This window comes from Vibrio sp. Vb1574 (genome assembly GCF_033338675.1).
In genome coordinates, this window is the sequence record NZ_JAWOTC010000019.1 from 1 (window position 1) to 26,679 (window position 26,679).

General features: G+C 43.9%; 22 protein-coding genes and 1 other RNA gene. 9 read left to right on the plus strand and 14 right to left on the minus strand.

Annotation, left to right across the window (positions count from 1 at the left end; all coding sequences use genetic code 11):
- Positions 1 to 61 precede the first annotated feature (61 nt).
- The 3 genes from R7O12_RS13380 to R7O12_RS13390 are packed head-to-tail and all read right to left on the minus strand — an operon-like array spanning position 62 to position 1,441.
- Positions 62 to 337, minus strand: coding sequence for a hypothetical protein (locus tag R7O12_RS13380; RefSeq protein WP_411913082.1), 276 nt, complete (start codon positions 335 to 337; stop codon positions 62 to 64).
- On the minus strand, positions 334 to 951 hold the full coding sequence (locus R7O12_RS13385; protein WP_206954188.1) for a PilW family protein: 618 nt from the start codon (positions 949 to 951) through the stop codon (positions 334 to 336). The genes R7O12_RS13380 and R7O12_RS13385 overlap by 4 nt, the downstream gene beginning before the upstream one ends.
- The gene (locus R7O12_RS13390; protein ID WP_064369022.1) at positions 932 to 1,441 is read right to left on the minus strand and encodes a GspH/FimT family pseudopilin; all 510 of its coding nucleotides are present in this window, start codon (positions 1,439 to 1,441) and stop codon (positions 932 to 934) included. Before R7O12_RS13390 ends, R7O12_RS13385 begins: the two co-directional genes overlap by 20 nt.
- Positions 1,442 to 1,544: 103 nt before the next feature.
- On the opposite strand from R7O12_RS13390, the gene R7O12_RS13395 reads away from it, so the two are divergent.
- The gene (locus tag R7O12_RS13395) at positions 1,545 to 1,976 is read left to right on the plus strand and encodes a type IV pilin protein (RefSeq protein WP_205391100.1); all 432 of its coding nucleotides are present in this window, start codon (positions 1,545 to 1,547) and stop codon (positions 1,974 to 1,976) included.
- A 69-nt stretch (positions 1,977 to 2,045) separates the two neighbouring features.
- Here the strand turns inward: R7O12_RS13395 and dnaJ are convergent, their stop codons facing one another.
- The 4 genes from dnaJ to grpE all read right to left on the minus strand — a co-directional run bounded on the left by dnaJ (position 2,046) and on the right by grpE (position 7,948).
- The gene (gene dnaJ, locus R7O12_RS13400; RefSeq protein WP_005381620.1) at positions 2,046 to 3,194 is read right to left on the minus strand and encodes a molecular chaperone DnaJ; all 1,149 of its coding nucleotides are present in this window, start codon (positions 3,192 to 3,194) and stop codon (positions 2,046 to 2,048) included.
- Positions 3,195 to 3,398: 204 nt separating this feature from the next.
- Positions 3,399 to 5,312 carry a molecular chaperone DnaK gene (gene dnaK, locus R7O12_RS13405; protein ID WP_005381623.1) on the minus strand — a complete coding sequence of 638 codons (1,914 nt, stop codon included), beginning with the start codon at positions 5,310 to 5,312 and terminating at the stop codon, positions 3,399 to 3,401.
- A 347-nt stretch (positions 5,313 to 5,659) separates the two neighbouring features.
- Complete coding sequence (locus tag R7O12_RS13410; RefSeq protein ID WP_005381625.1) at positions 5,660 to 6,934, minus strand: dicarboxylate/amino acid:cation symporter; 1,275 nt, start codon at positions 6,932 to 6,934, stop codon at positions 5,660 to 5,662.
- Between the two features lie 417 nt (positions 6,935 to 7,351).
- Positions 7,352 to 7,948, minus strand: a complete 597-nt coding sequence (grpE, locus tag R7O12_RS13415; RefSeq protein ID WP_021034134.1) for a nucleotide exchange factor GrpE — start codon at positions 7,946 to 7,948, stop codon at positions 7,352 to 7,354.
- A 146-nt stretch (positions 7,949 to 8,094) separates the two neighbouring features.
- Here grpE and nadK point away from each other — a divergent pair, with 146 nt between their 5' ends.
- The 5 genes from nadK to bamE all read left to right on the plus strand — a co-directional run bounded on the left by nadK (position 8,095) and on the right by bamE (position 13,372).
- A complete protein-coding gene (gene nadK / locus R7O12_RS13420; protein ID WP_005381631.1) occupies positions 8,095 to 8,979 on the plus strand; it encodes an NAD(+) kinase in 885 nt (294 codons plus the stop codon).
- Between the two features lie 265 nt (positions 8,980 to 9,244).
- On the plus strand, positions 9,245 to 10,435 hold the full coding sequence (locus R7O12_RS13425; protein WP_005383752.1) for a DUF3103 domain-containing protein: 1,191 nt from the start codon (positions 9,245 to 9,247) through the stop codon (positions 10,433 to 10,435).
- A 166-nt stretch (positions 10,436 to 10,601) separates the two neighbouring features.
- Positions 10,602 to 12,266, plus strand: coding sequence for a DNA repair protein RecN (recN, locus tag R7O12_RS13430; RefSeq protein WP_318104967.1), 1,665 nt, complete (start codon positions 10,602 to 10,604; stop codon positions 12,264 to 12,266).
- Between the two features lie 21 nt (positions 12,267 to 12,287).
- Positions 12,288 to 12,770 (plus strand): GNAT family N-acetyltransferase, encoded by a 483-nt coding sequence (locus R7O12_RS13435; protein ID WP_318104969.1) that lies wholly within the window; start codon positions 12,288 to 12,290, stop codon positions 12,768 to 12,770.
- 242 nt (positions 12,771 to 13,012) lie between these two features.
- Complete coding sequence (gene bamE, locus R7O12_RS13440) at positions 13,013 to 13,372, plus strand: outer membrane protein assembly factor BamE (RefSeq protein ID WP_017820585.1); 360 nt, start codon at positions 13,013 to 13,015, stop codon at positions 13,370 to 13,372.
- Between the two features lie 101 nt (positions 13,373 to 13,473).
- Here bamE and R7O12_RS13445 read toward each other — a convergent pair whose 3' ends face one another.
- Positions 13,474 to 13,833, minus strand: coding sequence for an RnfH family protein (locus R7O12_RS13445; protein WP_005381640.1), 360 nt, complete (start codon positions 13,831 to 13,833; stop codon positions 13,474 to 13,476).
- Positions 13,823 to 14,266 (minus strand): SRPBCC family protein, encoded by a 444-nt coding sequence (locus R7O12_RS13450; RefSeq protein ID WP_005381641.1) that lies wholly within the window; start codon positions 14,264 to 14,266, stop codon positions 13,823 to 13,825. The genes R7O12_RS13445 and R7O12_RS13450 overlap by 11 nt, the downstream gene beginning before the upstream one ends.
- A gap of 119 nt (positions 14,267 to 14,385) precedes the next feature.
- On the opposite strand from R7O12_RS13450, the gene smpB reads away from it, so the two are divergent.
- The 3 genes from smpB (at position 14,386) to R7O12_RS13465 (ending at position 16,709) form a co-directional block, all read left to right on the plus strand.
- A complete protein-coding gene (smpB, locus tag R7O12_RS13455; protein WP_005381642.1) occupies positions 14,386 to 14,871 on the plus strand; it encodes an SsrA-binding protein SmpB in 486 nt (161 codons plus the stop codon).
- A gap of 66 nt (positions 14,872 to 14,937) precedes the next feature.
- Positions 14,938 to 15,305: a transfer-messenger RNA gene (ssrA, locus tag R7O12_RS13460) on the plus strand.
- Positions 15,306 to 15,470: 165 nt separating this feature from the next.
- Positions 15,471 to 16,709: an integrase domain-containing protein gene (locus R7O12_RS13465; protein WP_318125941.1), complete on the plus strand. Its 1,239-nt coding sequence runs from the start codon at positions 15,471 to 15,473 to the stop codon at positions 16,707 to 16,709.
- Here the strand turns inward: R7O12_RS13465 and R7O12_RS13470 are convergent.
- The 5 genes from R7O12_RS13470 to R7O12_RS13490 are packed head-to-tail and all read right to left on the minus strand — an operon-like array spanning position 16,706 to position 26,580.
- Positions 16,706 to 17,503, minus strand: a complete 798-nt coding sequence (locus tag R7O12_RS13470) for a retron system putative HNH endonuclease (protein ID WP_203480492.1) — start codon at positions 17,501 to 17,503, stop codon at positions 16,706 to 16,708. The two genes, R7O12_RS13465 and R7O12_RS13470, sit on opposite strands and share 4 nt — an antisense overlap.
- A complete protein-coding gene (locus tag R7O12_RS13475) occupies positions 17,487 to 20,027 on the minus strand; it encodes an N-6 DNA methylase (RefSeq protein WP_318125946.1) in 2,541 nt (846 codons plus the stop codon). The genes R7O12_RS13470 and R7O12_RS13475 overlap by 17 nt, the downstream gene beginning before the upstream one ends.
- Positions 20,028 to 20,084: 57 nt before the next feature.
- A complete protein-coding gene (locus R7O12_RS13480; RefSeq protein ID WP_318125947.1) occupies positions 20,085 to 23,300 on the minus strand; it encodes a type I restriction endonuclease subunit R in 3,216 nt (1,071 codons plus the stop codon).
- Entirely contained in the window at positions 23,300 to 24,598 is a 1,299-nt protein-coding gene (locus tag R7O12_RS13485) for a restriction endonuclease subunit S (RefSeq protein WP_318126009.1), read from the minus strand. The genes R7O12_RS13480 and R7O12_RS13485 overlap by 1 nt, the downstream gene beginning before the upstream one ends.
- Positions 24,598 to 26,580: a class I SAM-dependent DNA methyltransferase gene (locus R7O12_RS13490; protein WP_318125949.1), complete on the minus strand. Its 1,983-nt coding sequence runs from the start codon at positions 26,578 to 26,580 to the stop codon at positions 24,598 to 24,600. The genes R7O12_RS13485 and R7O12_RS13490 overlap by 1 nt, the downstream gene beginning before the upstream one ends.
- Between the last annotated feature and the right edge of the window lie 99 nt (positions 26,581 to 26,679).

The following is a 26,679-nucleotide window of genomic DNA, read 5'->3' on the forward strand; positions in this document are numbered from 1 at the left end:
GCTACGATGATTAACTGATGTAACCGATCAGATCGTAACTTCCTGATTTAGTTCCATCGAATTACGCAACAAAGCCAGTAGATACTGTACAGCCTAGTAAAGTAATTGTTCCGGAAGGAGGAAGAACTAACATCTTCTCCTTTATTTGTGCAAAAGCACATTCCAGTCCTCCTTCAGCCTTCCAATGTTCTTGTCGAGCTTTTAGTTCATTCTGAGCCACTTTTAATTGAAAAAATACTCCCTTTGATGATGCGAGAGATGTAATCAAAGCAAACAATAATAGTATGGATGTTACTAACAACGTCGTGTACCCAGAACATCCAAATTTAGATCTCATTGCCAATTCCTTTGCTTAATTGAAAATTCTGCAACTTGATTAATTACGCCATCTACAGTTTGTAAAGCCAAAGTAACATCCGTTACAGCGCTAATATTTGTGCCATTCGTTACGACATCAGAATTTACTGTAAAACTCGTCACTTGAAAAATATCTTCATCAAATAAAGAACGACAAAAATCCACACCATCAAAAGACAGTATTTTGGTTTGGGATACTACGCCATTTTCACAGATTACAAGTTTGCTATCTCGCTTCTCATACTTAATATTTCTATAGTTTTTATTTAGCGGAGAGTCATCTCTAAAATAAACAAAACCAATAGAAGATGCACCACTGATTGTAATTGTTTCCAAGGCTCCGGATAATTTAAGAGACATACCATGACCACCATCATAACCAGCCCTTTGAATATCTTCTTTCATAACAGATAAAGTGATATTAAGACTTTGCAATAAATTTAGCTCTAAGCTTTTTTCTTTTGCTGTTTTTTGTAAACTCAAGAATATAGAGCCCACTACACTAAGAACAATTAACCCAATTAAAGAACTAATCATTAATTCAATTAAAGAGCTACCTATTTGATAGCGTTTGTTAGCACTGACGGTAATCATATAACTTAGTTCCAGAGTTACTACAAATCTTAATCCTCCCAGGAGGGTTTGAGATCTTTGCTTGTAGTTTTATGTTTTGAGCATTGGTTGGGAAAAACTCTATATTTCCTCCTTGGGGCCGTCCACGGACCTCATCGAAGCTTATTTTTTGATTATCGTAACTGTGCTTCAAAGATAATTCAGAGTATGCGGAGCCGGAAAGGTTTAAGATTACTCCCCCTGAGCCGCTAGATGAGTTAGTTAACTGTAGAGACCATGCACCTTGACTGACAACGACGTTTTTAGCCATAGAGAAATGAATATATAACTTTTGATTTCTCATTACCGCCTCGGACTTACTTTGGCTTAGAAAACCAGCTAATTCAGTTGCTAATCGCTGCATTTGCACAGTTTGTGAAACACGGCTAAAGCTTGGAGCTGCAAACGCCAATATAATACTCAGTACAGCAACAGTAATAAGAAGCTCCAACAACGTAAACCCGCGAGGCATTTCCCAAATTCCTATGTAAACGGCAAAAGGGCCGTAATTCATCTTGCACAGATGCTATCACCTGCCAAAAATAGGCGGAAAAGTGAAAAGGAAACTACTCGTGATGATTCGAATTTCTCGTTGTAACGGCTACAAAAAAGGATTGAGAGGGATGACATTGATCGAATTACTGATAGCTGTCGTGATTGTCGGGATCATTGCTGCGATCGCCTACCCTTCTTACACTAATCATGTAATCAAGTCTCATAGGACGGTTGCCTTGAGCGATCTTAATCGAATTCAGCTAGAGCTAGAGACATCTTATGATGGTGGGTACGACTGGAGTCATATTCTCTCTGGAGGCACATGCACTCTATGTGACTCAGACACAAATAGATTTTCTTTCGATATTGCGAGCTCTGCAAGTACGGCCTATACCATTACAGCAACAGCAAAATCGTCTCTGGGACAAGACGACGACGAGTGCTTGACTGGTTCTAAAACGATTACTTTAACGTCAACAAATGTCGAAGAACCAAGTGATTGCTGGAATTAGGAAGAACACCGAGATGCAAAAAGGCCTGCATTTTAGCAGGCCTTTGTATTTGTGCTTTTCACTAACGTCTTAGCTGGTTAAATCATCAAAGAACTTTTTCACACCGTTGAAAAAGCCTTCTGATTTAGGCTTGTGCTTTGTCGCCGCTTCACCACCACAAGACTCTTCAAACTCTTTGAGCAGTTCTTTTTGGCGTGAGCTTAGGTTTACTGGTGTTTCAACAACCAACTTAACAATAAGATCACCAACACCGCCACCGCGAACGCCTTTCACACCTTTACCACGCATACGGAACATACGACCTGTTTGCGTTTCTGAAGGCACTTTTAGGCTTACGCGACCATCTAGGGTTGGTACTTCAACTTCACCACCTAGAGCTGCCATCGCAAAGCTTACTGGCACTTCACAGTATAGGTTGTTGCCATCACGCTCGAAGATATGGTGCTCTTTCACGTGCACTTGTACATACAAGTCGCCAGCAGGTGCTCCCATTTCTCCCGCTTCACCTTCGCCAGATAGACGAATACGGTCGCCAGTATCAACACCTGCAGGGATCTTAACATTAAGTGTTTTTGTTTTCTGCTTACGACCTTGACCATGACACTCATTACAAGGGTCTTTAATGATTTTACCTTTACCGTGACAGGTAGGACAGGTTTGCTGCACTGCGAAGAAGCCTTGGCGCATCTGTACTTGACCATGACCATGACAGGTACCACATGTTTCAGCAGATGAACCTTTCTTCGCGCCACTACCATCACAAGTATCACAGTGTACTAGTGTCGGTACTTCGATCTCCTTCGTTACACCACGAACCGCTTCTTCTAGCGTCAATTCCATGTTGTAACGTAGGTCAGCACCTCGCTGGGCACGGTGGCCACCACCGCCACGACGACCACCACCAAAGATGTCACCGAATACATCGCCAAAGATGTCGCCGAAATCAGCACCGCCGCCGCCAAAGCCGCCGCCACCGAAACCACCGCCGCCTTGTTCAAAAGCAGCATGACCGTATTGGTCGTACGCCGCTTTCTTTTGAGGGTCGGTCAGAACTTCGTACGCTTCTTTTACTTCTTTAAACTTGTCCGCCGCAGAATCATCACCCTGGTTTCGGTCTGGGTGGAATTTCATCGCTAGACGCTTATACGCCTTTTTGATATCGCGCTCTGAGGCATCACGGCTTACGCCTAATACTTCGTAAAAATCACGTTTTGACATGTTCTTCGTCACCAGTTAATTACTACAAACGGCATCGATTCACCGCTTGGTGTTTGTATCGTTCTAGGTAAGTGCACTTGTCTGCAACATACTTAACTAGAAAGACAGCGTTTACAAACAGACGGGCGTAAGAGTTGCCCCAAACGCCCGCACACGAAGTCTTATCGACCCCAGATGGCTATGCAGCCATCTGGTTAAGAAATATTATTTCTTGTCGTCTTTAACTTCTTCGAACTCAGCATCTACAACGTCGTCTTCTTTAGACTGTGCACCTGCGTCAGCACCTTGTGCTTGCTGCGCTTGAGCTTGTTGTTGAGCGATTTCCATCAGCTTTTGAGAAGCAGTCATTAGTGCTTGAACTTTAGCATCGATAGCTTCTTTGTCTTCGCCTTTACGTGCTGTTTCTAGCTCAGAAATTGCTGCTTCAATCTTCTCTTTCTCTTCTGCAGGTAGCGCTTCACCAGCTTCTTCTACTTGCTTACGAGTACCGTGAATCATTTGGTCAGCTTGGTTACGTGCAGTCGCTAGCTCTTCGAACTTCTTGTCCGCTTCTTTGTTAGCTTCTGCTTCTTGAACCATTTTCTCGATGTCTTCATCGCTTAGACCGCCAGAAGCTTGGATAGTGATCTTCTGCTCTTTACCAGTCTGCTTGTCTTTCGCAGACACGTGTAGGATACCATCCGCATCAAGGTCAAACGTAACCTCGATTTGTGGCATACCACGTGGTGCAGGCTGGATGCCTTCTAGGTTAAATTGGCCTAGAGACTTGTTGTACATCGCTTGCTTACGCTCACCTTGTAGAACGTGGATAGTTACCGCGCTCTGGTTGTCTTCCGCTGTAGAGAAAACTTGGTTCGCTTTAGTTGGGATAGTTGTGTTCTTCTCAACTAACTTAGTCATCACGCCACCCATTGTCTCGATACCTAGAGACAGTGGAGTTACGTCTAGTAGTAGTACGTCTTTAACGTCACCAGCAAGTACACCACCTTGAACTGCAGCACCCATTGCTACTGCTTCGTCAGGGTTTACGTCACGGCGCGCTTCTTTACCAAAGAACTCAGCAACTTTCGCTTGAACCATTGGCATACGAGTCTGACCACCAACTAGGATTACGTCAGTGATGTCGTTTACTGATAGGTCAGCGTCAGCTAGAGCTACTTTTAATGGCTCAAGAGAGCGTTGTACTAGGTCTTCAACTAGAGATTCTAGTTTTGCACGAGTCACTTTAATGTTCATGTGCTTAGGACCAGTTGCATCTGCAGTAACGTAAGGTAGGTTTACGTCTGTTTGAGAAGTAGAAGAAAGCTCGATTTTCGCTTTCTCTGCTGCTTCTTTAACACGCTGCATTGCTAGTGGGTCGTTTTTAAGGTTGATGCCTTGCTCTTTGTTGAACTCATCAACCAAGTAGTTGATTAGACGGTTATCAAAGTCTTCACCACCTAGGTGAGTATCACCGTTAGTTGCTAGAACTTCGAATGTTTTCTCGCCTTCAACTTCATCGATTTCGATGATTGAAATATCGAATGTACCACCACCAAGGTCGTATACCGCGATAGTGCGATCGCCGCCTTTCTTATCAAGACCGTAAGCTAGCGCAGCTGCTGTTGGTTCGTTGATGATACGTTTAACTTCTAGACCTGCGATACGGCCAGCATCTTTTGTCGCTTGACGCTGAGCATCGTTAAAGTAAGCAGGTACTGTGATAACTGCGCCAGTTACTTCCTCACCAAGGAAGTCTTCAGCAGTTTTCTTCATTTTCTTAAGAACTTCAGCAGAAACCTGAGGAGCTGCCATTTTTTGGCCTTTCGCTTCTACCCAAGCATCACCGTTGTCAGCCTTAACGATTTTGTAAGGCATGATTTCGATGTCACGCTGAACTTCTTCGTCTTCAAAACGACGACCGATTAGACGCTTAATTGCAAATAGCGTGTTTTCTGGGTTAGTTACTGCTTGACGTTTCGCTGGTTGACCTACTAGCGTCTCACCGTCAGTGTAAGCAATAACCGATGCAGTAGTACGTTCGCCCTCTGCGTTTTCAATTACACGTGGTTTGTCGCCGTCTAATACAGCAACACATGAGTTAGTAGTACCTAAGTCAATACCAATGATTTTACCCATCTGGCTATCTCCGAATAAATTCTATTTTCGTTTGGTTATAACCCCAATGTGGGGGGAGGAGAATCGGGTTTCAACCCTTGCTCACAAACAAAAATAATCAATGTTTGCTTCTCTATGCCACATAGATAAGGGCGGCAAAATGCTTTTCAAGGGCAGAATTAAAAAAAAGCGTCTTTTTTCGAAATTTATGTGTTTCTTTCTGATTAATTGGGAACTCGTCACACTGCTGTAGCGCAACAAAACGTCATTTCCCAGATAAATTTATTTATGTCCGACTCTTCCTAAATAAAAAACGAGCTCATAAGAGCTCGCTTCAATATTAGGGTTAAAATAAATTATTCAAGGTATTAGGCGTTCGCTTGAGCAGGCTCAGCATCAACACCTTCTTCTTTACCTATCTCACCTTCTGTTTTTGCAACAATGGTGTTCACTGCCGTGTCGCCGACAACGTTAGATGATGTACAGAACATATCATTTATACGGTCGACCGCTGCAATGATTGCTAAACCTTCAGGTGGTAAACCTAGTTGGTGAAGCAAAACGCCTACCATTACCACGCCGCCCCCAGGAACGCCGCCAGCACCAATAGATAACAGAAGAATAGTTAAGCCAAGTGTGAAGATGTCTGCGGTGTTAATTGGCTGGCCAAAAGCGTTCGCAACAAACATCGTTGCTAGAGCAATATAGATAGACACACCAGACATATTCATCGTTGCGCCCAGTGGTACACCGAAGCCAGCAACCGATTTAGAGACCTGAAGCTTTTCTGTCAGTGTGCGCATCGTTACCGGGATAGTCGCGTTTGAGCTCGCGGTAGATAGAGAGAAAAGAATCTGCTCACGAGTTGCACGTAGGAAAGTCTTTGGAGAAGTTCCTGTCGCAATACTCACTGCCATTGGGTAGAAGAAGAAGATCCAGAACACCAACATCGCAACCACCAAAGCCACGTAACCGGCAACGGACATTAATGTATTGGCGTTTAGCGTTGCACCTAGTTGAATCATTAGTGCGAACACACCATATGGTGCAAGACTCATCACTAATCCAACCAATTTCATCATGATTTCATTTGCCATTTTGAATGTGCGAATAGCTGGGCCACCACGAGAATCCAAAGCTTGAATTGCAAGCCCCGTCAAAATTGCCATAAAGATGATTTGCAGCATGTCGCCGCTAGCAAACGCTTGTACAGGATTGCTAGGAACAATGTTAACAACTAAAGAGAAAATGTCCGGCGTCTCTGTCGTTGTCAGCTGTACAGCCTCAGATACCGTTCCTGCTAGATTAGCGCCCGCTCCTGGCTGGAAGATCAAGCCGACAGTCAAAGCCGCCGTAATCGCAATGATGGTGTTAAGAATGTAAAGGGTAAAAGTTTTTCCACCAAGACGACCAAATGCACTGATATCTTTCAAGTCAACAATGCCGCATACGATTGAAACGTAAACTAAAGGAACAACAAGCAATTTGATCAGTGAGACGAACATGCCGCCAACACCTTCTGCTGCTCCAAGTAGGTATGTATCAAAAATCGCAATACCGCTAAATAAGTACTGAATTGCTGTCCCCAGCACAAGGCCGGCAAACAAGCCTATAAAAATCTTACTAGAAAGCGATTTATCCATTATAAATCTCCGATATGTTGTGTTTACTATTTACATTTTTGTAGTTATATATGCTTACTTTTAAAGCATTAGTCGCAAATCATACACACCGAAGTTACAAAATAAAGTGATAATTTACATTTTTGTTAACGACATTGTTTTAGAAAAAATGACTATATTTACATTCCTATGCAGAACAAATATTCACACAACGAATGATTACAATCACTTATAGCCCTTTCCGTTAATAAACACGCAGCGAGATGAGAGAAAATCTCCTATAGGAAAATAATTAACCAATAGGAAAAAATATGAAGGGGATCAAATTTTCATTTATCGATATACAACGAAGTTCGATGCAGTCATTTATGTTTAAAACAAAAAAGCGCCCATCAAAAATGATGGGCGCTTTTATATTTAAAAAACAGGCAGTTAAAGTTACTTAGCAACCATTACCATTGCCGGACGAATCACACGGCCGTTTAGTTCGTAACCTTTTTGCATAACAAACATAACAGTGTTTGATTCATGATCAGGGCTCTCCTGAATCGACATCGCTTGATGGAACTCTGGATTGAATGCTTCACCTTCAGGGTTGATTGCTTTCAAGCCAAATTTCGCTACAACGTCTACAAACGTTTTATGTGTTAGTTCAACGCCTTCTAGGAACGGCTTCACAGTTTCATTCTCTGTATCTGCCGCTTGAATTGCACGCTCTAGGTTATCAATAACAGGAAGCAGCTCTTCTGCAAACTTGTTCAACGCAAACTTACGTGCTTTATCGATCTCTTGCTCAGTGCGACGACGCATGTTTTCTACTTCAGCTTTAGAACGCAACACCGCATCTTGTTGCTCTTTTACTTTTGCCTCGCTAGACAATAGTGCCGCTTCTAGTTGAGCAATCTTAGCGTCTGTCTCATCACCAAGCTCTTCAAGCTCAGCTTCAACTTCTTGTGCTTCAGCTTCTACTTTTTCAGCCTCTTCGATGATTTGATCAAGCTCTTCTTCTGTAACTTTGTTTTCTTCGTTGCTCATGATATCTCCAGAATTCAACATAATGCCCTTAAAGCCATGCGCGTTTTTGCGGGCTTTAACCACATAAAAATTCGCATATTTAGGTGACTTGCCATTATTATGGGGATGAAGATTCCTGATTCAAGCCTCTTTAATGCGGAAATGCTATGAAAAATCCATGTAACGTGATCGCGATTATCGGAAAACCAAGAGATCAACAAGCAATTCAAACTCATAAAGAGTTGTACCAATGGTTGACCTCTGAGGGCTATAAAGTATTCATTGACGATCGCCTTGCCGCAATACTGGATGATATCCCACAGAGTCAGTTTGCTAGCTTAGTTGAACTAGGAAAAAATGCCGATCTAGCCATTGTGGTTGGTGGCGATGGCAACATGCTAGGTGCAGCAAGAATTTTATCCCGATTTGATGTACCAGTTATAGGCGTGAACCGTGGAAATCTGGGCTTCTTAACTGACTTGAACCCAGACGACTTCCAAGCGTCTCTGCAAGCGGTACTCGACGGTGAGTATATTGAAGAGGAGCGTTTTCTTTTAGAGGCGGAAGTACACCGCCACGGACAAATAAAGAGTCATAACGCTGCGCTAAACGAAGCCGTACTTCACCCAGGGCAAATTGCCCATATGATTGAATTTGAAGTGTACATAGATGAAAGCTTCGCCTTCTCTTTACGGGCCGACGGTTTGATTGTCTCCACTCCGACTGGCTCGACGGCATATTCACTTTCTGGCGGCGGCCCAATTCTTTCTCCTAGCTTGAATGCCATTTCACTCGTGCCAATGTTCCCGCATACATTGTCGAGTCGACCTTTGGTGGTTGATGGAAAGCGTCGAATTAAATTGGTGGTATCACCAGAAAACCGTGGAACACAAGAAGTTAGCTGTGATGGACAAGTCTCACTTCCAGTTACCCCTGGCGACGAAATTCACATCTATCAAAGTCCAAATGTACTAAAGCTCATCCATCCAAAAGACTACAGCTACTATCACGTCTTACGGAATAAGCTTGGCTGGTCTAGTAAATTGTTCTAACACTTGTTACTCAGGGTAATAACTTCAATAAAAAAGCCAGCAGCTCAATTGCTACTGGCTTTTGGCTTTCTTAGACAAGAAATAGACACAAAGTAGTGAGGCGACACGATATTTGTCATCATTAAAGAGAAGCTTATAAATTTTGATCCTGTGGGCAAACTTTACACAAAAGATAGAAAAGCAAATTCAATGATCTATGTCCGGTGATATTCTCACCATGAATAGAGTATTAACTCTATTTCATACAATCAATAAAGGACATATTATGAAGAAAACCATCATTCTGTCTGTTCTCAGTACATTAGCACTTATTGGCTGCCAATCAGAGGAAACGCAAGTCAACAGTGTGTCCAACGCAAAAGCGGAAGATATCACTAAGACGAAACGGGCCCTAGCTCAACAATTGAGTGAGAATTATGCTGCCATTGAACCCATGTTGAGAAGAGATATTACTCCGCAACAGACTAACGTTTCTGTATCAGCATTTGTTAAGCAAAACCCTAACTCAGAGTTCAGCCGCCAGCTTGTACAAGCTGACACTCAAATTCGTAGCTGGAAAGGTATTTCTGAATACTCAGATCAGTTGTTAGAAGTTCGCTTGGCAAATGAAGCCATGATAACAGCATGGCAAAGTGGTGAGGTCGAGCCATTATTTGCATTTGAACCAAGTGGTGATGATGAGAATTGGCAATACATCGAAGCATTTGATGTTTATGGCAACATCCATCAACTCGATGTTTACCAGCTCCCTGAGGTACCTGTACTTGTCGTTGATAACAATAGCTCTGCAGAGCTAAAAGCAGGCTTGCAAGCTATGCAAGCTGAGATGAAAAAACTCGGTCAACCAGCTTTAGTTCAACCATATATTGCTGATGAACAACGCCAAAATACACCGCTATTGTCAAGTAGCGCAGTGGGCGAAGCGGCTCCAATTCAAACCACGCAGTTGAAAAAGATCCGTCTAGCCGATGACAAAGAACCTTGGATCTCTGGCAAGGCAGAAATCTACGCTATCGTAACGGGCGTCAATCCAAGTCGTGATGAACCTACTCTCGATTTGGTGGAGCTTCCATACTTAGACTACGATAACCAAGATTACTATCCAAATCAGATCATTATTCACTGGTCTCGTTACCGCTGGGGTGCGGCAGACATTGTGCTCATGGAGCAAGATGACGGCACAGACTATAAACAATTGGCAAAACTCCTTGTTCAAGTTGCCGAAGAAGTATTGAAAGCGATTCCAGATCCAGAAGTTCAGGCTTACGCGATTATTCCGCAAATCACGAACAAGATCATCGACACTATCCCCGATGGTGTACTCACGAATGATGATGACTTCGTCGACGTTTACTACACTCTAATGCAAGACACTTCATACGTGGATCACCCAGGTGCAGGTGTGAATGCAGTCGTCACACTAGAACCACTAACGATTAACCCAACTCGTCCGTAACCTGTTCAATTTTAATGAGTCGTTGTAATCACATCGGCTCATTTTTCCCACTTCATCACAAAAAAACAGCCTACAAAGAAAATTTTCCTTACCTGACTTTACTGTATAAAGAAACAGTATATACTGTTCTCTTATACAGTATTGTTCAGTTATACAGGTAAATAAAATGCTGGCTCATCTAAGTGTTAATAATTTTGCGATTGTTAAGTCTTTACAACTCGAGCTTTCTAAGGGCATGACCACCATTACAGGTGAAACAGGCGCGGGTAAATCCATTGCTATCGATGCTTTAGGGCTCTGCTTAGGCGGACGAGCCGATGCCGGCATGGTGCGACAAGGTGAAGAGAAAACCGAAGTTAGCGCCGCTTTTTTATTGGACAACAACTTACATGCAACACGTTGGTTAGAAGATAACGATCTGCTAGATGGCAGTGAGTGTATTTTGCGTCGTATTATCACAAAAGAAGGCCGCTCAAGAGCCTTCATTAATGGCAGCCCTGTTCCACTATCACAACTCAAATCTCTAGGGCAGCTACTTATCAATATCCATGGGCAGCACGCTCATCATCAATTGATGAAAAGTGAGCACCAAATGGCCATGCTCGACCAATATGCTGGGCATTTAAACCTACTAAAAAGCACACGAAGTGCTTACCAGCATTGGCGTCAGGCGGATAATAACCTCAAGCAGCTAAAAGAAAATAGCCAGCAAAACCAGGCGCAAAAACAGTTGCTTGAATACCAAATCAAAGAACTGAATGAGTTATCGCTAGGTGAAGAAGAATTTGCAGAGCTCGAGCAAGAGCATAAACGACTATCCAACAGTGGTGAACTCGCCACTACCTGTCAGCAAGCCATCGAACTTATTTACGAAGGTGAAGAAGTCAATGCGCTTGGTATTTTGCAATCGGCCAATCACTCCCTAATTCAATTAGCCGAATTAGATGAAAAGCTATCTGAGCTACCTAACATGCTGTCAGAAGCGATGATTCAACTTGAAGAAACGAAGAATGAATTACGCAGCTACTTAGATGGCATCGATGTTGATCCAGCTCGTATGGCTTATGTAGAAGAACGTTTTTCTAAAGTGATGTCTGTAGCTCGTAAACACCACGTAATGCCAGAAGAACTCTACCAGCATCATCAAGATCTTCTGGCCCAAGTAGAAGCGTTAGATTGCTCCGATGAACGTTTAGATGAACTTGCTCAAGAAGTAGAACACAAGTACCAAAGCTTTCTAACACAAGCAGAAAAACTGCACAAATCACGCAGCCGTTACGCAAAAGAACTGAACAAACTGATCACACAAAGCATGCACGAATTGAGCATGGAGAAAGCAGTATTCAGTATCGAAGTTAGCAATGACAACACGCACCCATCGCCGCTTGGCATGGACAGCGTGTACTTCTTAGTATCGACCAACCCGGGACAACCATTGCAACCTATAGCAAAAGTTGCGTCAGGCGGTGAGCTATCACGTATCTCTCTAGCGATCCAAGTGATCACCGCTCAGAAAGTAGATACACCAAGTTTAATCTTCGATGAAGTGGACGTAGGTATTAGTGGCCCAACAGCTGCCGTAGTGGGCAAAATGCTACGCAAGCTTGGCGAATCTACTCAAGTATTGTGTGTCACTCACCTCCCTCAAGTTGCCGGATGCGGCCATCAACAAATGTTTGTTGCTAAGCAAACCAAAGCAGGCCAAACCGAAACCCAAATGCACGCATTAGATGAACAACAACGTGTGGCAGAATTAGCTCGCTTACTTGGTGGTAGTCAAATAACCGACTCAACGTTGGCAAACGCAAAAGAACTGCTTATCGCCGCTTAATAAATCGACAAGGGATGAGATATGGATATCAGAGCAATACACAAAACCAACTGCTTAGATCTCATCCCTATTTTTATTGAGTTAGAACATTACTACTTCAAAGAAAAAGCTTCATCAAAACACGATCTGGTCCATTATCTAAAGAGCCAAGTCTTCTCTGAACATTCTGGCGTTAATATCATTGCGGTTTACGATAATGATGACGTCGTAGGCTTTGCATCTTATACCGTCATGTTCCCTGCCCCAAAACTCTCAGGGCAGATGTACTTAAAAGATCTGTTCGTATCTTCGAAGGTTCGAGGAAAATGGGTTGGTCTCAAGTTAATGAAGTATCTGGCATCTTTGGCGATCAAGTGTGGATGCCAAAGGTTGGACTGGACAGCTGAAAGTAGTAACCCTACCGCAGGTCAGTTTTACCGCTCAATTGGTGCAACACTAATTCATGAAAAAGAGTATTATCGTTTTTCAGGTGATGCATTACGCGAATTCGCCAAAACCGACTAACAAGTCACTAGGCTTGGCTCACCGCTGAAAGCGTCCATCACCCTACTTCCGATTGAAATTTGCTCTTCGTCACCTAACTAATACGTCATGTGGTGACATTTACCGCCTAATATCGGTGAATAAATGCAACTCAACTCAAAATTCGTTGTCAGATTGTCTACCATACGACGCATAGCTTTTTACATCTGCGTCGAGCTTGTTTATTATCAGCGCAGTATTTTAAAGGTTACTAAGAAATTATTATGCAATTAAAGAAGTGGTTAGTTGCCGTACCATTAGCAATGACATTGCTGACAGGATGTTCGGTATTGGAAAGACTGGTTTATCGTATTGATATCAACCAAGGCAACTATGTAGAACAAAGTGCGGTTGATAAATTAAAGTTTGGGATGACTAAAGCACAGGTTCGCTTCGTATTAGGGTCGCCAATGCTTATTGAAAACGGCTATCCAAACACTTGGTATTACATCTATCATCATACTCCTGGCCATGGCGAACCAGTACAGAAAGATCTGATTGTAAACTTTAATGACCAAGGCACACTCGCAGACATCAGTGGTGACTTTCCAAAAAGTGACGCATTTTACGAGCAAATTCAGTAAACTGACTTTTGCAAAAAAACCTCCCGTTTGGGAGGTTTTTTATTATATAGAAATCACGTTAGTCAAACTTTGAGTAACTCACATGAGCTATTGGGTTTGTATTAATCCTGCTTATTTTTACGTACAGAACTAGGCTTGCCACCGGTGACTGGGTCTGCACTTCCCTCGGCTTTAGCCTGCTCCGCCCGTTTACGGCGAATCTCTTTCGGATCGGCAAGTAACGGACGATAAATCTCTATTCGATCTCGATCTCGAACGGTCGCATCCAACTTCACGTTACGACTAAACACACCCACTTTGTTCTTGGACAAATCAATTTCAGGGTACAACTCCAATACACCGGATTGTCTAATGATCTCTTCTACCGTTGCGTGATTATTTACCACTAAGTTAAATACACGCTGTTCATGAGGAAGAGCATAGACAACCTCAACGTGAATCATATCTGACTCAATACTCATAACACTCGTAGACCTGTTTTGCGCGTTTAGTAAATGCATTTACCATATTACTAGTAAGCTCGTTAAAAATCTTACCGAAGGCCATCTCAATCATTTTACTTGAGAATTCAAACTCAAGCTTTAGTTCAACCTTGCAAGCTTGCTCATCTAGCGCGGTAAAAATCCAACCACCACGCAACGTCTTAAACGGGCCATCCACCAAGTTCATCATAATTGCCTGACCGGGGATCAACTCATTTGAAGTCGTAAACGTTTTGCTGATTCCAGCCTTCGCCACATCGACAGAAGCCACCATACCATTCCCCGAAGACTCAATGATTCTAGAGCCCGAGCAACCAGGCAGAAATTCAGGGTATTTAGCAACATCATTAACCAGATTGAACATCTGTTCGGCGCTAAAAGACACAAGCGCAGAACGGCTGACTTGCTTCATACATACTCCTATCGATACATGTACAGATTTAAAGCTACTCGCCAATTTTACTTTTATTCCACGATTGCGCAAATAAAAGGATTTCCTATCCGATATCCAACCCGTATAATGACGCTATTATGGCAAAGAAAAAAACGAAACAAAAAGCGGGTAGCAATACTATCGCGCTGAATAAAAAAGCTCGCCACGAGTATTTCATCGATGATGAAATCGAAGCTGGCTTGGAGCTCCAAGGTTGGGAAGTGAAAGCCCTTCGCCAAGGTAAAGCCAATATTTCTGAAAGTTACGTATTTATGCGTGACGGTGAAGCCTTTGTGAGTGGCATGACAATCACTCCTTTAAATCAGGCATCGACACACGTTGTGGCGAACCCTACACGTGTGCGTAAACTACTAATGAGTCGTCGTGAGCTGGATAACCTATTCGGACGTGTAAACCGTGAAGGTATGACATTAACGGCCCTCTCACTGTACTGGTCTCGCTCTTGGGTGAAACTAAAAATTGGCGTAGCAAAAGGTAAAAAGCTGCACGATAAACGTACGGATCTAAAAGAAAAAGACTGGGCAAGAGAAAAAGCACGCGTAATGAAGAGCGCGCTGCGTTAATCTTGACCACTTAAACGCATAGTACTAGACAGCCAATGCTTTTCTGTTACTATGCGAATATTACCTGGGGCTGATTTAGGATTCGACGGGAATTCAGAAGTCTGAGGTGCATGCCGAGGTGCGGTAGGCCTCGTTAACAAACCGCAAAAAAATAGTCGCAAACGACGAAAACTACGCACTAGCAGCTTAATAACCTGCTAAGAGCTCTCTCGCCCTAGCTTCCGCACGTAAGACGGGGAATAACGAGGGATCAAACCCAAACGCGCTAGCCCGGATTCTCCCGCCTGAGAGATGAACGGCGAATTTTAATTCAGGCTAGTCATTCATTAGCGTGTCGGTTCGCAGGTGGATGGCGAAATTAAAGATCGACTAAGCATGTAGTACCAATGATGAACGGTTTTCGGACGCGGGTTCAACTCCCGCCAGCTCCACCAATTCAACATCTAAAGACGTCCAAGGGCGTCTTTTTTTGTGCCTACACTAACCAAAAATCAATAACTTAGCATCCATTAGCATCCAAGGACGTCTCACTACTTCTTTGATCTTTGGGTACACAACAGGGTACACTGGTTTTAATGAGTTAATCTGGTGTACCCAACATGGCAAAAATAACTACTCGTCTAACAGACAAAGATATCAAATCAGCGAAGCCCAAGGATAAAGAATACAACTTGTTTGATGGTGATGGCCTTCGATTACGTATCAAGCCTAACGGTTCAAAACAGTGGATCTTTAACTACTACAAACCCATTACAGGAAAACGAGCAAACCTTAGCCTAGGTAGATATCCAGATTTATCTCTTGCCAATGCTCGTAAAAATGCAATGGCAGCCAGAGAGCTACTAGCTCAGGGGATTGATCCTCAAGAAGAACGAAAACGCCAAGAACTCGTTCACAAAGAAATCTACGAACATACCTTTGCTAAAGTCTCTGAAGATTGGTTCAACCTCAAAAAGCACGAAGTCACTCCAGACTATGCTGTCGATATCTGGCGCTCACTAGAACTTCATGTATTTCCGCAAATAGCGAATACGCCAGTAAAAGATATCGATGCCCCACTCGTTATTGATCTACTTAGACCTATCGAGGCAAAAGGCAGCCTAGAGACGGTTAAACGCTTATCTCAACGCTTAAACGAAATAATGAACTACGCGGCAAACTGTGGTCTTGTAAAAGCTAATCCATTAACAGGTATTCGAGCCGCTTTCAAAAAGCCCAAAAAAGAAAACATGGCTGCACTAGCACCAAATGAGTTACCAGAGCTAATGGGAGCTATCGCCAATGCCAGTATAAAGCGTACTACTCGTTGTTTAATCGAGTGGCAACTACACACTATGACTCGTCCTTCTGAAGCCGCAGGCGCTAGATGGGATGAGATTGAGTGGGAAGAAAAGATATGGACCATTCCAGCCGAAAGAATGAAAAAAAGAAGAGAGCACCGCATCCCGCTCACAGAGCAGATGCTGGCGCTATTAGAAGTAATTAAGCCGATAAGCGGCCACCGTGAATACATATTTCCTTCAGATCGCGATCCGAAGAAACCATGTAACAGCCAAACGGCAAATATGGCTCTAAAACGTATGGGTTTTGCGGGGAGATTGGTTAGCCACGGTCTGCGGTCTCTCGCAAGTACTACACTCAATGAACAAGGCTTTGACCGTGACTTAATCGAAGCGTCACTGGCACACGTTGATGATAACCAAGTGCGTAGCGCCTATAACCGAACTGACTACCTTGAACGCCGCCGCCCAATGATGAGCTGGTGGAGCGAGCATATAGAAGAGGCCGCCAAAGGCAGCCTTTCTGTTACTGGGACTAAGCAGTTGAAAATTGTTTAAAGAGGCTGAACTAAAACAGCCTCTGCCGAACGACCTAAATAGGAGCGAGTCGCACTAAAAAACGATGGCCAGTCCCCGGCTCTATTTTTCCTAAGAACAGATTCGGCTAACGAACTACTAGCTTGCTCTATCGTTAGACCACGTCGCACCCTTTCTGTGATTCGACTATTGAGGTCTTCAAGAATCACTTTTCGAGCTCTCATTAACCGAGGAGAGTTTAAATTTAGTTCTTTAATTGTTTGGCGCGCCATTTCAGCGTCTAGCCCTTGAGCTTCACAAACCCTTTCGTTTACATCAATCAAACCTGTCGAACGGTAAAACTTCCAAATATTTACATCTGGTAAATGTAACGGGTTGAAGATAATCGCATCCAGAATTTTGTCATCTTTTGGTACATCACAAGAATAGTTTTTCCGATCAGTATCGAACCTCTGCTCAGGCTCAACAACTTTGCTTTGATTTCCACCACAGCAAACAACTAGTAAGTTAGCCCAATCTAACCCCCAGTTAAGCTCTCCCTGCTCGCGTTTCGATTTTGGGTGAAAATGCTCGATGCGGCAGTCATCTAGAGCTCCGTTTGTTCCTGACAATAAATCCTGTTCACAATATGCACATAAATTGCCTTGGTCCGTCCGTAGTTGTTGCTGTGTTTCATGATATCTTGCACCGCAACAGCGGAAAGTTTCGCCAATTAATTCATTGTCTTTTTTATCTTTATCCCACAAAGCGTCAGGGTTTGCTGCTCTGAATACACCCAGTCGGTTTGGTTCCGCTCCTTTATTGATGGTTTTCATTGTCCCGCTCAAACTCACGAATACGAATATCAGTTTCTAATTTTTGAAGTTCAGCTTCTGTCTGCCCACCCCATCGATATAGAACAGTTTTAAGCTCTAACGCTTCATCTGTATCCCATTGATCAGCTTCTACCAATTCCGTATAACGATTTAGCTTTTTGACAATATCAATGTGTTGAGGTCGAATATTGCCTCCCAAGACATCTTCCAACATTCTTGTACTTTCAGAGCCATAAGTACTAGTTCCTGTTAATAGTTTTGCTTCACTTTCATCGGCAGAAACAATTCGGATTGATTCTGCATGAACAGTGGTAAGTACTTGAGGACTATGCGTAGTAACAATAAATTGGATATTCTTAAACAAGCTTGTAAGATCATTTAGAACTTTCTGCTGCCATCTTGGGTGTAGGTGAAGCTCAATTTCATCGATTAGAACAATCCCATTCACTGCTAATGGGTTATTACTGGCAGGGTTAAGTAAATAGGCACGTCGTACTAAGTCGATTGTTAAAGCGACCATATTTCTATAGCCTTCGCTTAGCTGCTCTAAGGTAAGCTGTACACACTCATCCTTCTCATTTTTCCAATGCACCACAACATCATTGCTGTTTTTATCAAATTCTATGCTCGTTGCTCGCTCTACAATCTGATAAACAGCTTCAGAGACAAGTCTCTTTGCCGGGTGGATAAACTTGTGTTGTTTTAGCTCATCACGCTTTCGAAGTTCATCTACTTCAATTTTCGAGAACCAGTTTTTTATAATGCCGTAGTTCACCTTAGCATCTAGAGCAGAGTCATAACCTTCGCCACGAATATCTTTTTCGAAGGGGTTTATTGCTACTTTAGAACTTGTTGGGGTGAGGGCGCGACTTGTTCCATAGTAGGCGATCAATGGAAACTCAGATTGGCTATCAACCAACTGACTGGCATAGCCAGTTAATGCTGCCGTTCCTATCTTCGGAGGCTCTGAAGTCCCCGCACCTTTAGCTACAAGGTCCCAACTCAAACTTGATGTTGTCTCAATCGCTATACGAGCATGGCTCGCAACCCCGTTTGAACTAACATGAATATCCGATTTTTTTATCAGCTTTCCCTTTGCATCAGGCATAGCGGTAAGAAAAGGACCAAGACCACAAGCCACCGCTTCTAAAATTGAAGTTTTACCGGCACCATTTTCACCAACCAAGACATTCAGAGAAGAATGCATTGGCACTTTAAAATCCGTGTATCCCCTAAAGTTGCTTACAGAAACTTCACTAACTTTGAGGTCTTTGCGTACGTAAAGAGAAGGATCTAAGTTAAATTGTCTTTCTGCTATCTGCCGAGGGGGCAAGCTAACACTAAATCGGCCGTCATTGTCACAAGCCTCAACAATCGCTGTTATATTGTCGGGTGAGAGAACATTTCGACCTCGAGCTGGCTCATAAAACAACGAAGCATCGACAAACTTGACGCTTCTGTGGTTATGATTTTCGCCCCCCGAATTGAGGACAAGAAGCACTGTCGGAATTGACGTCGAGTAATGGATGTTTTTAGGTAATAAAATGACCTGTTCGATAACACCTTGAGACACTAAATACTCGCGAACTTTGGCTTCAGAGCCTGTTCTCGTTAGAGCTCCCAGAGACATACCGACTAACAACTTACCTCTCACTGTAAGAGCTGACAGCATTGATAGCGTTATAAACCAATCACTTCTACTCTCTGGCAGAATACCGGCTACATCTAGCCACTCATTACGCATTGAATAATAAATATTTTCACGAGATGATTTGGGGATTTTCATTCCAAAAGGTGGAAAGGAAACAATTAGATCGTATTCATTTTCCTGATAGGTAGGCTGCGATAAGGAGTCTCCAAAAAAGTCTCTACCTTGTATGCCCCTGATTAATCGGCTTATGATTAGTTGAAAATAAGCGTCCTTGTTGACTTCTTGAGTATCTATACAAACTCTTTCTTTACTTACATTGAAAAAAGAAAACGCTGTGTTTCCAGCCCCTGCAAATGGGTCACACACTGACTTTGGTTGATAACGCAACCCGAGCGCAGTGACCAATTGGTTCACATCTTTGGGAGTGTAAAACTCACTTCCTGATTTACCTTCATTCTCAGCAAAGAGTAAATCTAATTCAGATAGAGAAAGTGACGCTATGGAAGCGCTTCTATTTAATAGCCCGTCTCTGATTGCATGACGAACAAAAGACTCATCAATGTTGTCGAATGAACGTAATGTGTTTTCTAAGTAATCACAAAGGAAATTAGATACATCACGATGAATTAATCCTATATGAACAGCATGCTCAACCAACTCAGAAGAGTAACGAGCAATAGCATTAAAAGAATCGAATCTCAGTGCCTCAAAATGCCGACCAGTATTAGATTGGAGATAACGTATAAAGAAAATTGAATAGGCTAATGAACGATAGTTCGATATAGGTGAAGCACCACGAACATAATTAAGTATCTTCCATATTTCTCTTGCCTGAGCTTTCGCAATTTTCAGGTCTTCATCGCGATATGTCATTTCTTATCTCATTACTTAACGTTTAACGTATAGAGCCCTAAGTTAGCCAAGCGTTCTCTATTCATTCATGCTGCTATTTTGCTTCATCATGTCAAAAATCAACTCAACATAACTTGCCATAACTTGTGGGTCTTTGAGTAGCGTTCGGGCTATATCGCCTTCTTTCAGCAGAGCCTGCACAACGGCTTGCTTCACCGCTTGTGGCAAGTCGCCTTTGAGGGCAATCGACTTGTCGTGCTTTTCTACCTGCTCAACCACAATTGGGTTTTGGGCGACACGCGTAATGGTGCCGTTGGCAAAGTTTCGGCGGCCTGGCTCATCGCCGACATCACCAAACAGTTCGTTTAGGCGGCGAATGATATCGGCAAGAAATTCCTGTTCACGATCGGTTGGGTCGTTGTAGTTTGGGCGGATAGGTTCAAGTACCTGATTCACTGCTATTGGAAGCGGCTCTTTGTCATGCTTGATTTTGAATTTCTCTAACACCAGAGCACTAAGGTCGATGTTTTCTGGTGTTACTCCTTTCAATCGACGTGATAGCAAATGGGCAAACGCGGCAAAGTTTTCCAGTTCTGGATCACCAAACTCAATCAATTGAGCCATGTAACTGTAGTGCTTCACAAATCGAGCCAAATCCGACTTAAAACGCATCAGTGCTTCGCGCTGCTTGGTGAACTCGCTGCGTTGCGATTCTGCGTAGTTCGCCGCTTTCTCATCACCCGCAAGGTGCGCTTTGTTGTATTGCTGATCCCAATGGTTTGCAGCATCAACCAACTCCTTCAGCTTAACGTTGAACACATCGGTAGGACGTTGCGTGGCGGCAAGCAGTTTCTTGTGTGCGTGAGATTTTTTGTCGGGTGCTTGCCCGAGAATCGATTTACCACGCGCTTGCTTAAACAACGCTAAATCTTGATGGTTATATATGCTTTGATCATCCAGAATCTCTTTGATGTCATAAATGACATTCACATCTTGCACTTCGTTAAGCTGCGCGCCGTTGTCGTACTTTTTGAAGGCATTGAGAATGGTTTGCGGCTCATTGGCAAAATCAATCACGTAAGTGGTGTCTTTGCCTGGGTAGGTGCGGTTTAGGCGCGACAGTGTTTGCACCGCTTCTACATCTGAGATCTTCTTATCTAAGTACATTGCAACCAGTTTTGGTTGGTTAAAGCCCGTTTGGAACTTGTTGGCAACTAACATGACGCGATATTCGGCTTTCTCAAACTCGTGGCGCAAATCACTCCCATACGTGTCGGAGTTTAAGTTGTACTCGGTGTATTCTTTGTCGAAATCAATCCCTAGAGGGTCTAGGCTGTCTTCATCACCCAAATCTTTGCCGGGTACTTTGCCTGAGAAGGCGACCAAGGCTTGAATCCCTTCGATACCATGCTTTTTGATGTACTTATCAAAGGCAAGCTTGTACTTCACCGCTTGCGGCCTGCCAGATGTGACCACCATGGCTTTGGCTTCACCTTCCAGAAGGTGAGCGATATTGGCCTTGAAGTGCTCAATGATGAATTCGACTTTTTGGCTGACTGTGGTTGGATGCAGTGACATCCAGCGAGCCAAAGCGCGACGGGCTTGTTTGCTATCTACGCGCTTCTCATCCAGATTGTTCTCACCAATTTTGTAAGCCGTATCGTAGTGGGTGTAATTCTCCAGCACATCGAGAATAAAGCCTTCATCAATGGCCTGACGTTGGGTGTAAATGTGAAACGATTCCGGAAGATTGTCATCTGACACCTGCTGGCGAGGGTCTTTCGGGCGACCAAACAACATTTTTGTGCTGTGCTTTGGTGTGGCAGTGAAAGCAAAGTGCGAAACGTTCTTTGGCATGGCACGCGCTTCTTGAACCTTAGTGAGAATTTCCTCAATGCTCATTTGCTCCAACTCTTGAGGGCTCAGGTTTAGCGTAAGCGCTGCGCGCAGGCCTTTGGCTGTTGAGCCAGTTTGCGAGGTGTGCGCTTCATCAATGATCACCGCAAAGTTACTTTGTGCCAAAGATTGATTGGTCAGAATCGCCTCTAACGCATACGGGAAGGTTTGAATCGTCACCACAATGATCGGAGTGCCTTTCAACAGAGCGGCAGCCAACTGTTTTGATTTTGAATCGCTGCTATTACTGCGGTCTATCGTTTCTATAACACCGTACTGATGATCGAGTTGCACAACTGCTTCGGCAAGTGATGCATCTAAAGCTGTTCGGTCCGTAACAATGATCACTGACTTAAAGACCGCTTTACCATCGGTGCTACGCAAGCGAATCAAATCATGGGCTGTCCAGGCAATGGTCGATGTTTTGCCTGAGCCAGCGCTGTGCTCGCAAAGATACTGCATACCAGCACCGTTCTGGCGGGCATCGTCAATCATCTTGTTTACCGCATCAAGCTGATGGTAACGGGGGAAAATCTGCGTCTCTTTACGCTGAACCTTGCCATTGCTATCGGCGACTTCTTTGGTTTCGACATACACGAAGCTGTAGAAGATACGCAACCAGTTATCTTTTTGGGCGATCTCTTGCCAGAAATAGCTGACCGGATACTCACCATCTTCACCCAGTAAGTTGATATGCACGGGTAAATCAGAGGTAGAACCGTCATGGCCTTTGTTAAAGGGCAGAAAATAGGTGTTTTCTCCCGCCAGTTTGGTCGCCATGGCTATTTCTGTGTCAGACATGGCAAAATGCACCACTGCGCCACGTTTAAAGGTTAACAGCGGCTCTTTGCGCTTGGTTTTTGGGTCAACGGGTAAGCGGTCTTGCTTGTACTGCGCTATCGCTGATTCTATCGATTGAGTGAAATCGGTTTTTAGCTCGGCGGTGGCAATAGGCAGGCCGTTGATAAAGAACACCAGGTCAATTTCCCACTCGCGAGTCGGGCAATATTTCAGTTGGCGCACCACGCGCAAAATGTTGTGATCATAACGGGCAATACGCTCTTCATTGCGCGTATCTTCGGGTTTGCGTTGGCCCATGGCAATGGTGCCGCACCCTGCAATGGTAAACCCTTTGCGCAACACATTAATGGTGCCACCTGTTTTACTGGCAAGTGCTTTTTCTAAGCGCTCCATTAGCACCTGCTCGGCATTCGCACCATGCAGTTTATTCAGTTTGTGCCAGGCATCAGCTTGGGTGGCCTTTACCCAATCCATAACATCTTGCGGGTAAATAGCGCGTTGCTGGTCATAATGGCTGGAGTGGCCTTCTTTCCAGCCGTTGTTCACCAACTGCTCGGTAATATATTGTTCAAAATGCACTTCATGATGTGCTGCCATTACACCGCCTCCCTGACGTCGATTTTCCCTGTTACTGCTGCGCTGATCAGCGATGTGCGTCTCTCAAGTAGCAACTTGATAGAATCTTCAACCGCGCTAAGGACAGTTTCAAAATTACTCAACTGATTTTCTATATAGTTAACAATCGAAACTTGCTCATCTAATGGTGGTAATGGTGTTTTCAAAGAGCCAATTCGATCGATGTTTAAGTTTGGCTGAGTGCTCTGAATTGATGTTTGTTCTAATGCTGGCAAAGCTGCCATCAATGAGTATTTCAAATAGCTCAGTTCAACGGTTGGTTTAGCCTTAAAACCTACGACACTATCTGGCGCATATGAATCAAAGCCCAAAACGGCTGTGGAGCCAATTTTAGCTCCTGTAATTACCATCATTAATGTCCCTTTGGGGATCAATTGGCTAACTTCTGTTCCAGCATCACTCAGAGTTTGGCTATATGACGATATAGTATTTTTTGCACGAGCAACGTCCCCAGTTTGAATAAATGGGTGTATACCATCAAACATCGCTGGGTCATTTCTAGGCCTATGTGTGAACTTCCCTCTGTAAATTTCACATACATATCTATAGCTAGGGCAAACCCAATGCTTCGGCACTTGCCCAATCCACTCGATGCCAGAATCCTGCATCTCCACATTCGAGTTAAGCCCTTTCGTCACAACATGGCTGATCAGCGCTTGGCGTTTTTCTTTGAGCAGCTTGATAAAGTTCTGTTTTTCTTCGATCAGACTGTCGATGCGCTGGGTTTCGCGATCAAGGAATGTCGCAATGGTTTTTTGTTCCGCCTGACTTGGTAGAACTACAAGTAACTCCCCAAACTCATCATAAGTAATTGTTTTTCCATCACGAATGCCTTCTGATGTTGAGTTTAAGGCTTGAATAAATGGAGAACACTTCAGAGCATATCTAAAGTAGTTTGGATATGAGGATTCGTGCTGCAATCTCAACACGGTATAGGCTGGAGAAATACATCCATTGTATTTGCTATGCTCAATTCCACCTTCAAAGCTTCGTAGGCTTATAACGAAGTCATTTTCTTTTACCTGCTTGAAGTTATCTGTCCCTTTCAACGCTAACATGACCTTTGCATTGTTCTGGGCCATCATCAAGGCTTGCGGAATAACGCCATACTTTTGGCTGGCAGCTAATTGTTCATCTTCCGAAGATGCTCTTTCCCGTTCATTCGAAAATAGTCGTTTGGCTTTTACCTCAGACCAGTTTTCTGGGAAGGATGAATACCATCTAGCTGAACTCTGATTGTATCTAGGGTAAGGTTTCATCACTCAGCTACCTCATTCAGCAGTGCTTGAATGCGTGCTTCACATGCCTTTAGCTCTGTATCAATCACAGTCAGCTCGCGTGGCGGCACATACTGGTAGAAATAGCGGTTAAAGTTAATTTCATAACCGACAATGCCCACTTCACCGTCTTTTTCATCCCGCACCGAGTGATCGATAAAGGCATCGGGCACATGTGGCAGTACTTCTTGCGCAAAGTAATCCTCAACATCACGATCAAAGGGAATGCTTTCGGTGTCTTTGAGTTTCGGGTCGGCGATTACTTGGCCTTTTTCATCCAGCGCAGGCTCGAATTGCGGATCTATCAACATAAAGTGCGAAGTTAAGGCCGTAGCCAGTGCTTTCGAGCACTTACCAAAGTCACCTTTATTGTGATTTTGTTTCGCTGCCAAATGTGTCCAATCAAAAGGCTGAAGGCCAAGGTTTTCGGTGAGGTGTTGTACCCACGCCGCTTGTTGTTCAGGTTTGAGCTTTTGGAACGCCGCTAAGTCTTTCAACTGAGCAATACCACCCTCAGTGATATTGAGTTTGGCGCGCAGTGGGCGCTGGATGGTGACTTTGCGGTAGGCAAAATCGGTGGTGCTAAAGAGCTTGCAGTAGTCACTGGTTTCAAAGCTATCGTATGCGCGTACAATGTCGTCAATTTGAGCTTCACTCAGGTATCTGCGCTTTTTACCTTGGCTTCGCTGCATTGGTGACCAAATGTCTGCCAAGTTAATCAGTTGTACCTGATTCTTGCGTCTTGGCTCTTTATGGTTAGACAAAATCCAGATGTAGGTGCCAATTCCGGTGTTGAAGAACATATCGGTTGGCAGAGCAACAATCGCTTCTACCAAGTCTTGTTCTAGCAGCCAGCGGCGGATTTCTGATGGGCCTGAGCCTGCGTCACCGTTAAACAGTGGCGAGCCTGAGAGCACGATGCCGACGCGGCCACCGCCATTTTCAGGCGTTTCCATTTTTGATACCAAGTGCAACAAGAACAGCATGGAGCCATCAGAGATACTTGGTAGACCAGGGCCAAAGCGACCAGCGTATTTGAGCTGTTTGTGCTCACGTTCTACTTCTTTCTTGGCTTTTTCCCACTTAATGCCAAATGGCGGGTTGGCAAGGCCATAATGGAACTTGTCAGCACGTAACTGATCATCTGATAGGGTGTTGCCTTGTTTGATGTTGTTGGCATCAAAGCCACGGATCATCATATTGGTCAGTGCCATGGCATGAGTCGCGGGGTCGAGCTCTTGACCAAAAGGCACCACTTTGGCGCTGCTGCCCATCTCTTCAATTTGGCTGATAGCATCGGAAAGGAAGCCGCCCGTACCACAGGTGGGGTCATAGATGGTGCGGATCACGCCCTTTTCACTAAAGATATCTTCATCTGCCGCCAGTACCAGTTTGGTGGCAAGACGCACGGCATCGCGCGGGGTCATAAATTCCCCCGCCTTTTCATTAACCGAGCTGGCGAACTTAAAAATCAGCTCTTCATAGGCATCTGACAATACGCGATCAGACACCACATCAGGATGTAGGTCGAGATTGGCAAAGTAGCTCACCATGCGGTAGAGCAGCTTGGCTTTTTCCAGATCTTCTATGGTTTGACCAAATTTGAACTCATCAAAGATGGTACGAACGTTTTTGCTGAACTGGCTGATGTAGTGTTCTAGGTTGTCGCCTGTATCTGACGCGCCTAAGGTTTCCAGGCTGTATTCACTGGTGTTGTAAAAGGCGAATCCCGCGACTTCTGGCAACACTAAACCAAGGTCAATGCCCGATTGTTTCTCGGCCAGATAGAACTTGCGCACTTCCTCACGGGTGGGTTCCAACACGCATTCAATACGACGCAGTAGCAAAAAGGGCAGTATGATGCGTGCAAAGTCGGTGTGTTTGAAATCACCCCATAGGTCATCTGCCATACGCCAAATAGCACTGGAGAGTTTGGCGCTTTGTTCTTTGTCTTGTAAGTTCATTGTGGTACCTGAAATTTTTTAATTCGACTCACCGCCATGCGGTGAAATATATTAATTTGTGTGCTGTCTGCAATGAGTTGATTCACTGGAAAATAAACA

Coding starts and splice junctions, on each gene's coding strand:
- R7O12_RS13380 (WP_411913082.1), bottom strand. CDS start 337: ATGAGATCTAAATTTGGATGTTCTGGGTACACGACGTTGTTAGTAACA.
- R7O12_RS13385 (WP_206954188.1), bottom strand. CDS start 951: ATGATTACCGTCAGTGCTAACAAACGCTATCAAATAGGTAGCTCTTTA.
- R7O12_RS13390 (WP_064369022.1), bottom strand. CDS start 1,441: ATGCCTCGCGGGTTTACGTTGTTGGAGCTTCTTATTACTGTTGCTGTA.
- R7O12_RS13395 (WP_205391100.1), top strand. CDS start 1,545: ATGATTCGAATTTCTCGTTGTAACGGCTACAAAAAAGGATTGAGAGGG.
- dnaJ (WP_005381620.1), bottom strand. CDS start 3,194: ATGTCAAAACGTGATTTTTACGAAGTATTAGGCGTAAGCCGTGATGCC.
- dnaK (WP_005381623.1), bottom strand. CDS start 5,312: ATGGGTAAAATCATTGGTATTGACTTAGGTACTACTAACTCATGTGTT.
- R7O12_RS13410 (WP_005381625.1), bottom strand. CDS start 6,934: ATGGATAAATCGCTTTCTAGTAAGATTTTTATAGGCTTGTTTGCCGGC.
- grpE (WP_021034134.1), bottom strand. CDS start 7,948: ATGAGCAACGAAGAAAACAAAGTTACAGAAGAAGAGCTTGATCAAATC.
- nadK (WP_005381631.1), top strand. CDS start 8,095: ATGAAAAATCCATGTAACGTGATCGCGATTATCGGAAAACCAAGAGAT.
- R7O12_RS13425 (WP_005383752.1), top strand. CDS start 9,245: ATGAAGAAAACCATCATTCTGTCTGTTCTCAGTACATTAGCACTTATT.
- recN (WP_318104967.1), top strand. CDS start 10,602: ATGCTGGCTCATCTAAGTGTTAATAATTTTGCGATTGTTAAGTCTTTA.
- R7O12_RS13435 (WP_318104969.1), top strand. CDS start 12,288: ATGGATATCAGAGCAATACACAAAACCAACTGCTTAGATCTCATCCCT.
- bamE (WP_017820585.1), top strand. CDS start 13,013: ATGCAATTAAAGAAGTGGTTAGTTGCCGTACCATTAGCAATGACATTG.
- R7O12_RS13445 (WP_005381640.1), bottom strand. CDS start 13,833: ATGAGTATTGAGTCAGATATGATTCACGTTGAGGTTGTCTATGCTCTT.
- R7O12_RS13450 (WP_005381641.1), bottom strand. CDS start 14,266: ATGAAGCAAGTCAGCCGTTCTGCGCTTGTGTCTTTTAGCGCCGAACAG.
- smpB (WP_005381642.1), top strand. CDS start 14,386: ATGGCAAAGAAAAAAACGAAACAAAAAGCGGGTAGCAATACTATCGCG.
- R7O12_RS13465 (WP_318125941.1), top strand. CDS start 15,471: ATGGCAAAAATAACTACTCGTCTAACAGACAAAGATATCAAATCAGCG.
- R7O12_RS13470 (WP_203480492.1), bottom strand. CDS start 17,503: ATGAAAACCATCAATAAAGGAGCGGAACCAAACCGACTGGGTGTATTC.
- R7O12_RS13475 (WP_318125946.1), bottom strand. CDS start 20,027: ATGACATATCGCGATGAAGACCTGAAAATTGCGAAAGCTCAGGCAAGA.
- R7O12_RS13480 (WP_318125947.1), bottom strand. CDS start 23,300: ATGGCAGCACATCATGAAGTGCATTTTGAACAATATATTACCGAGCAG.
- R7O12_RS13485 (WP_318126009.1), bottom strand. CDS start 24,598: ATGAAACCTTACCCTAGATACAATCAGAGTTCAGCTAGATGGTATTCA.
- R7O12_RS13490 (WP_318125949.1), bottom strand. CDS start 26,580: ATGAACTTACAAGACAAAGAACAAAGCGCCAAACTCTCCAGTGCTATT.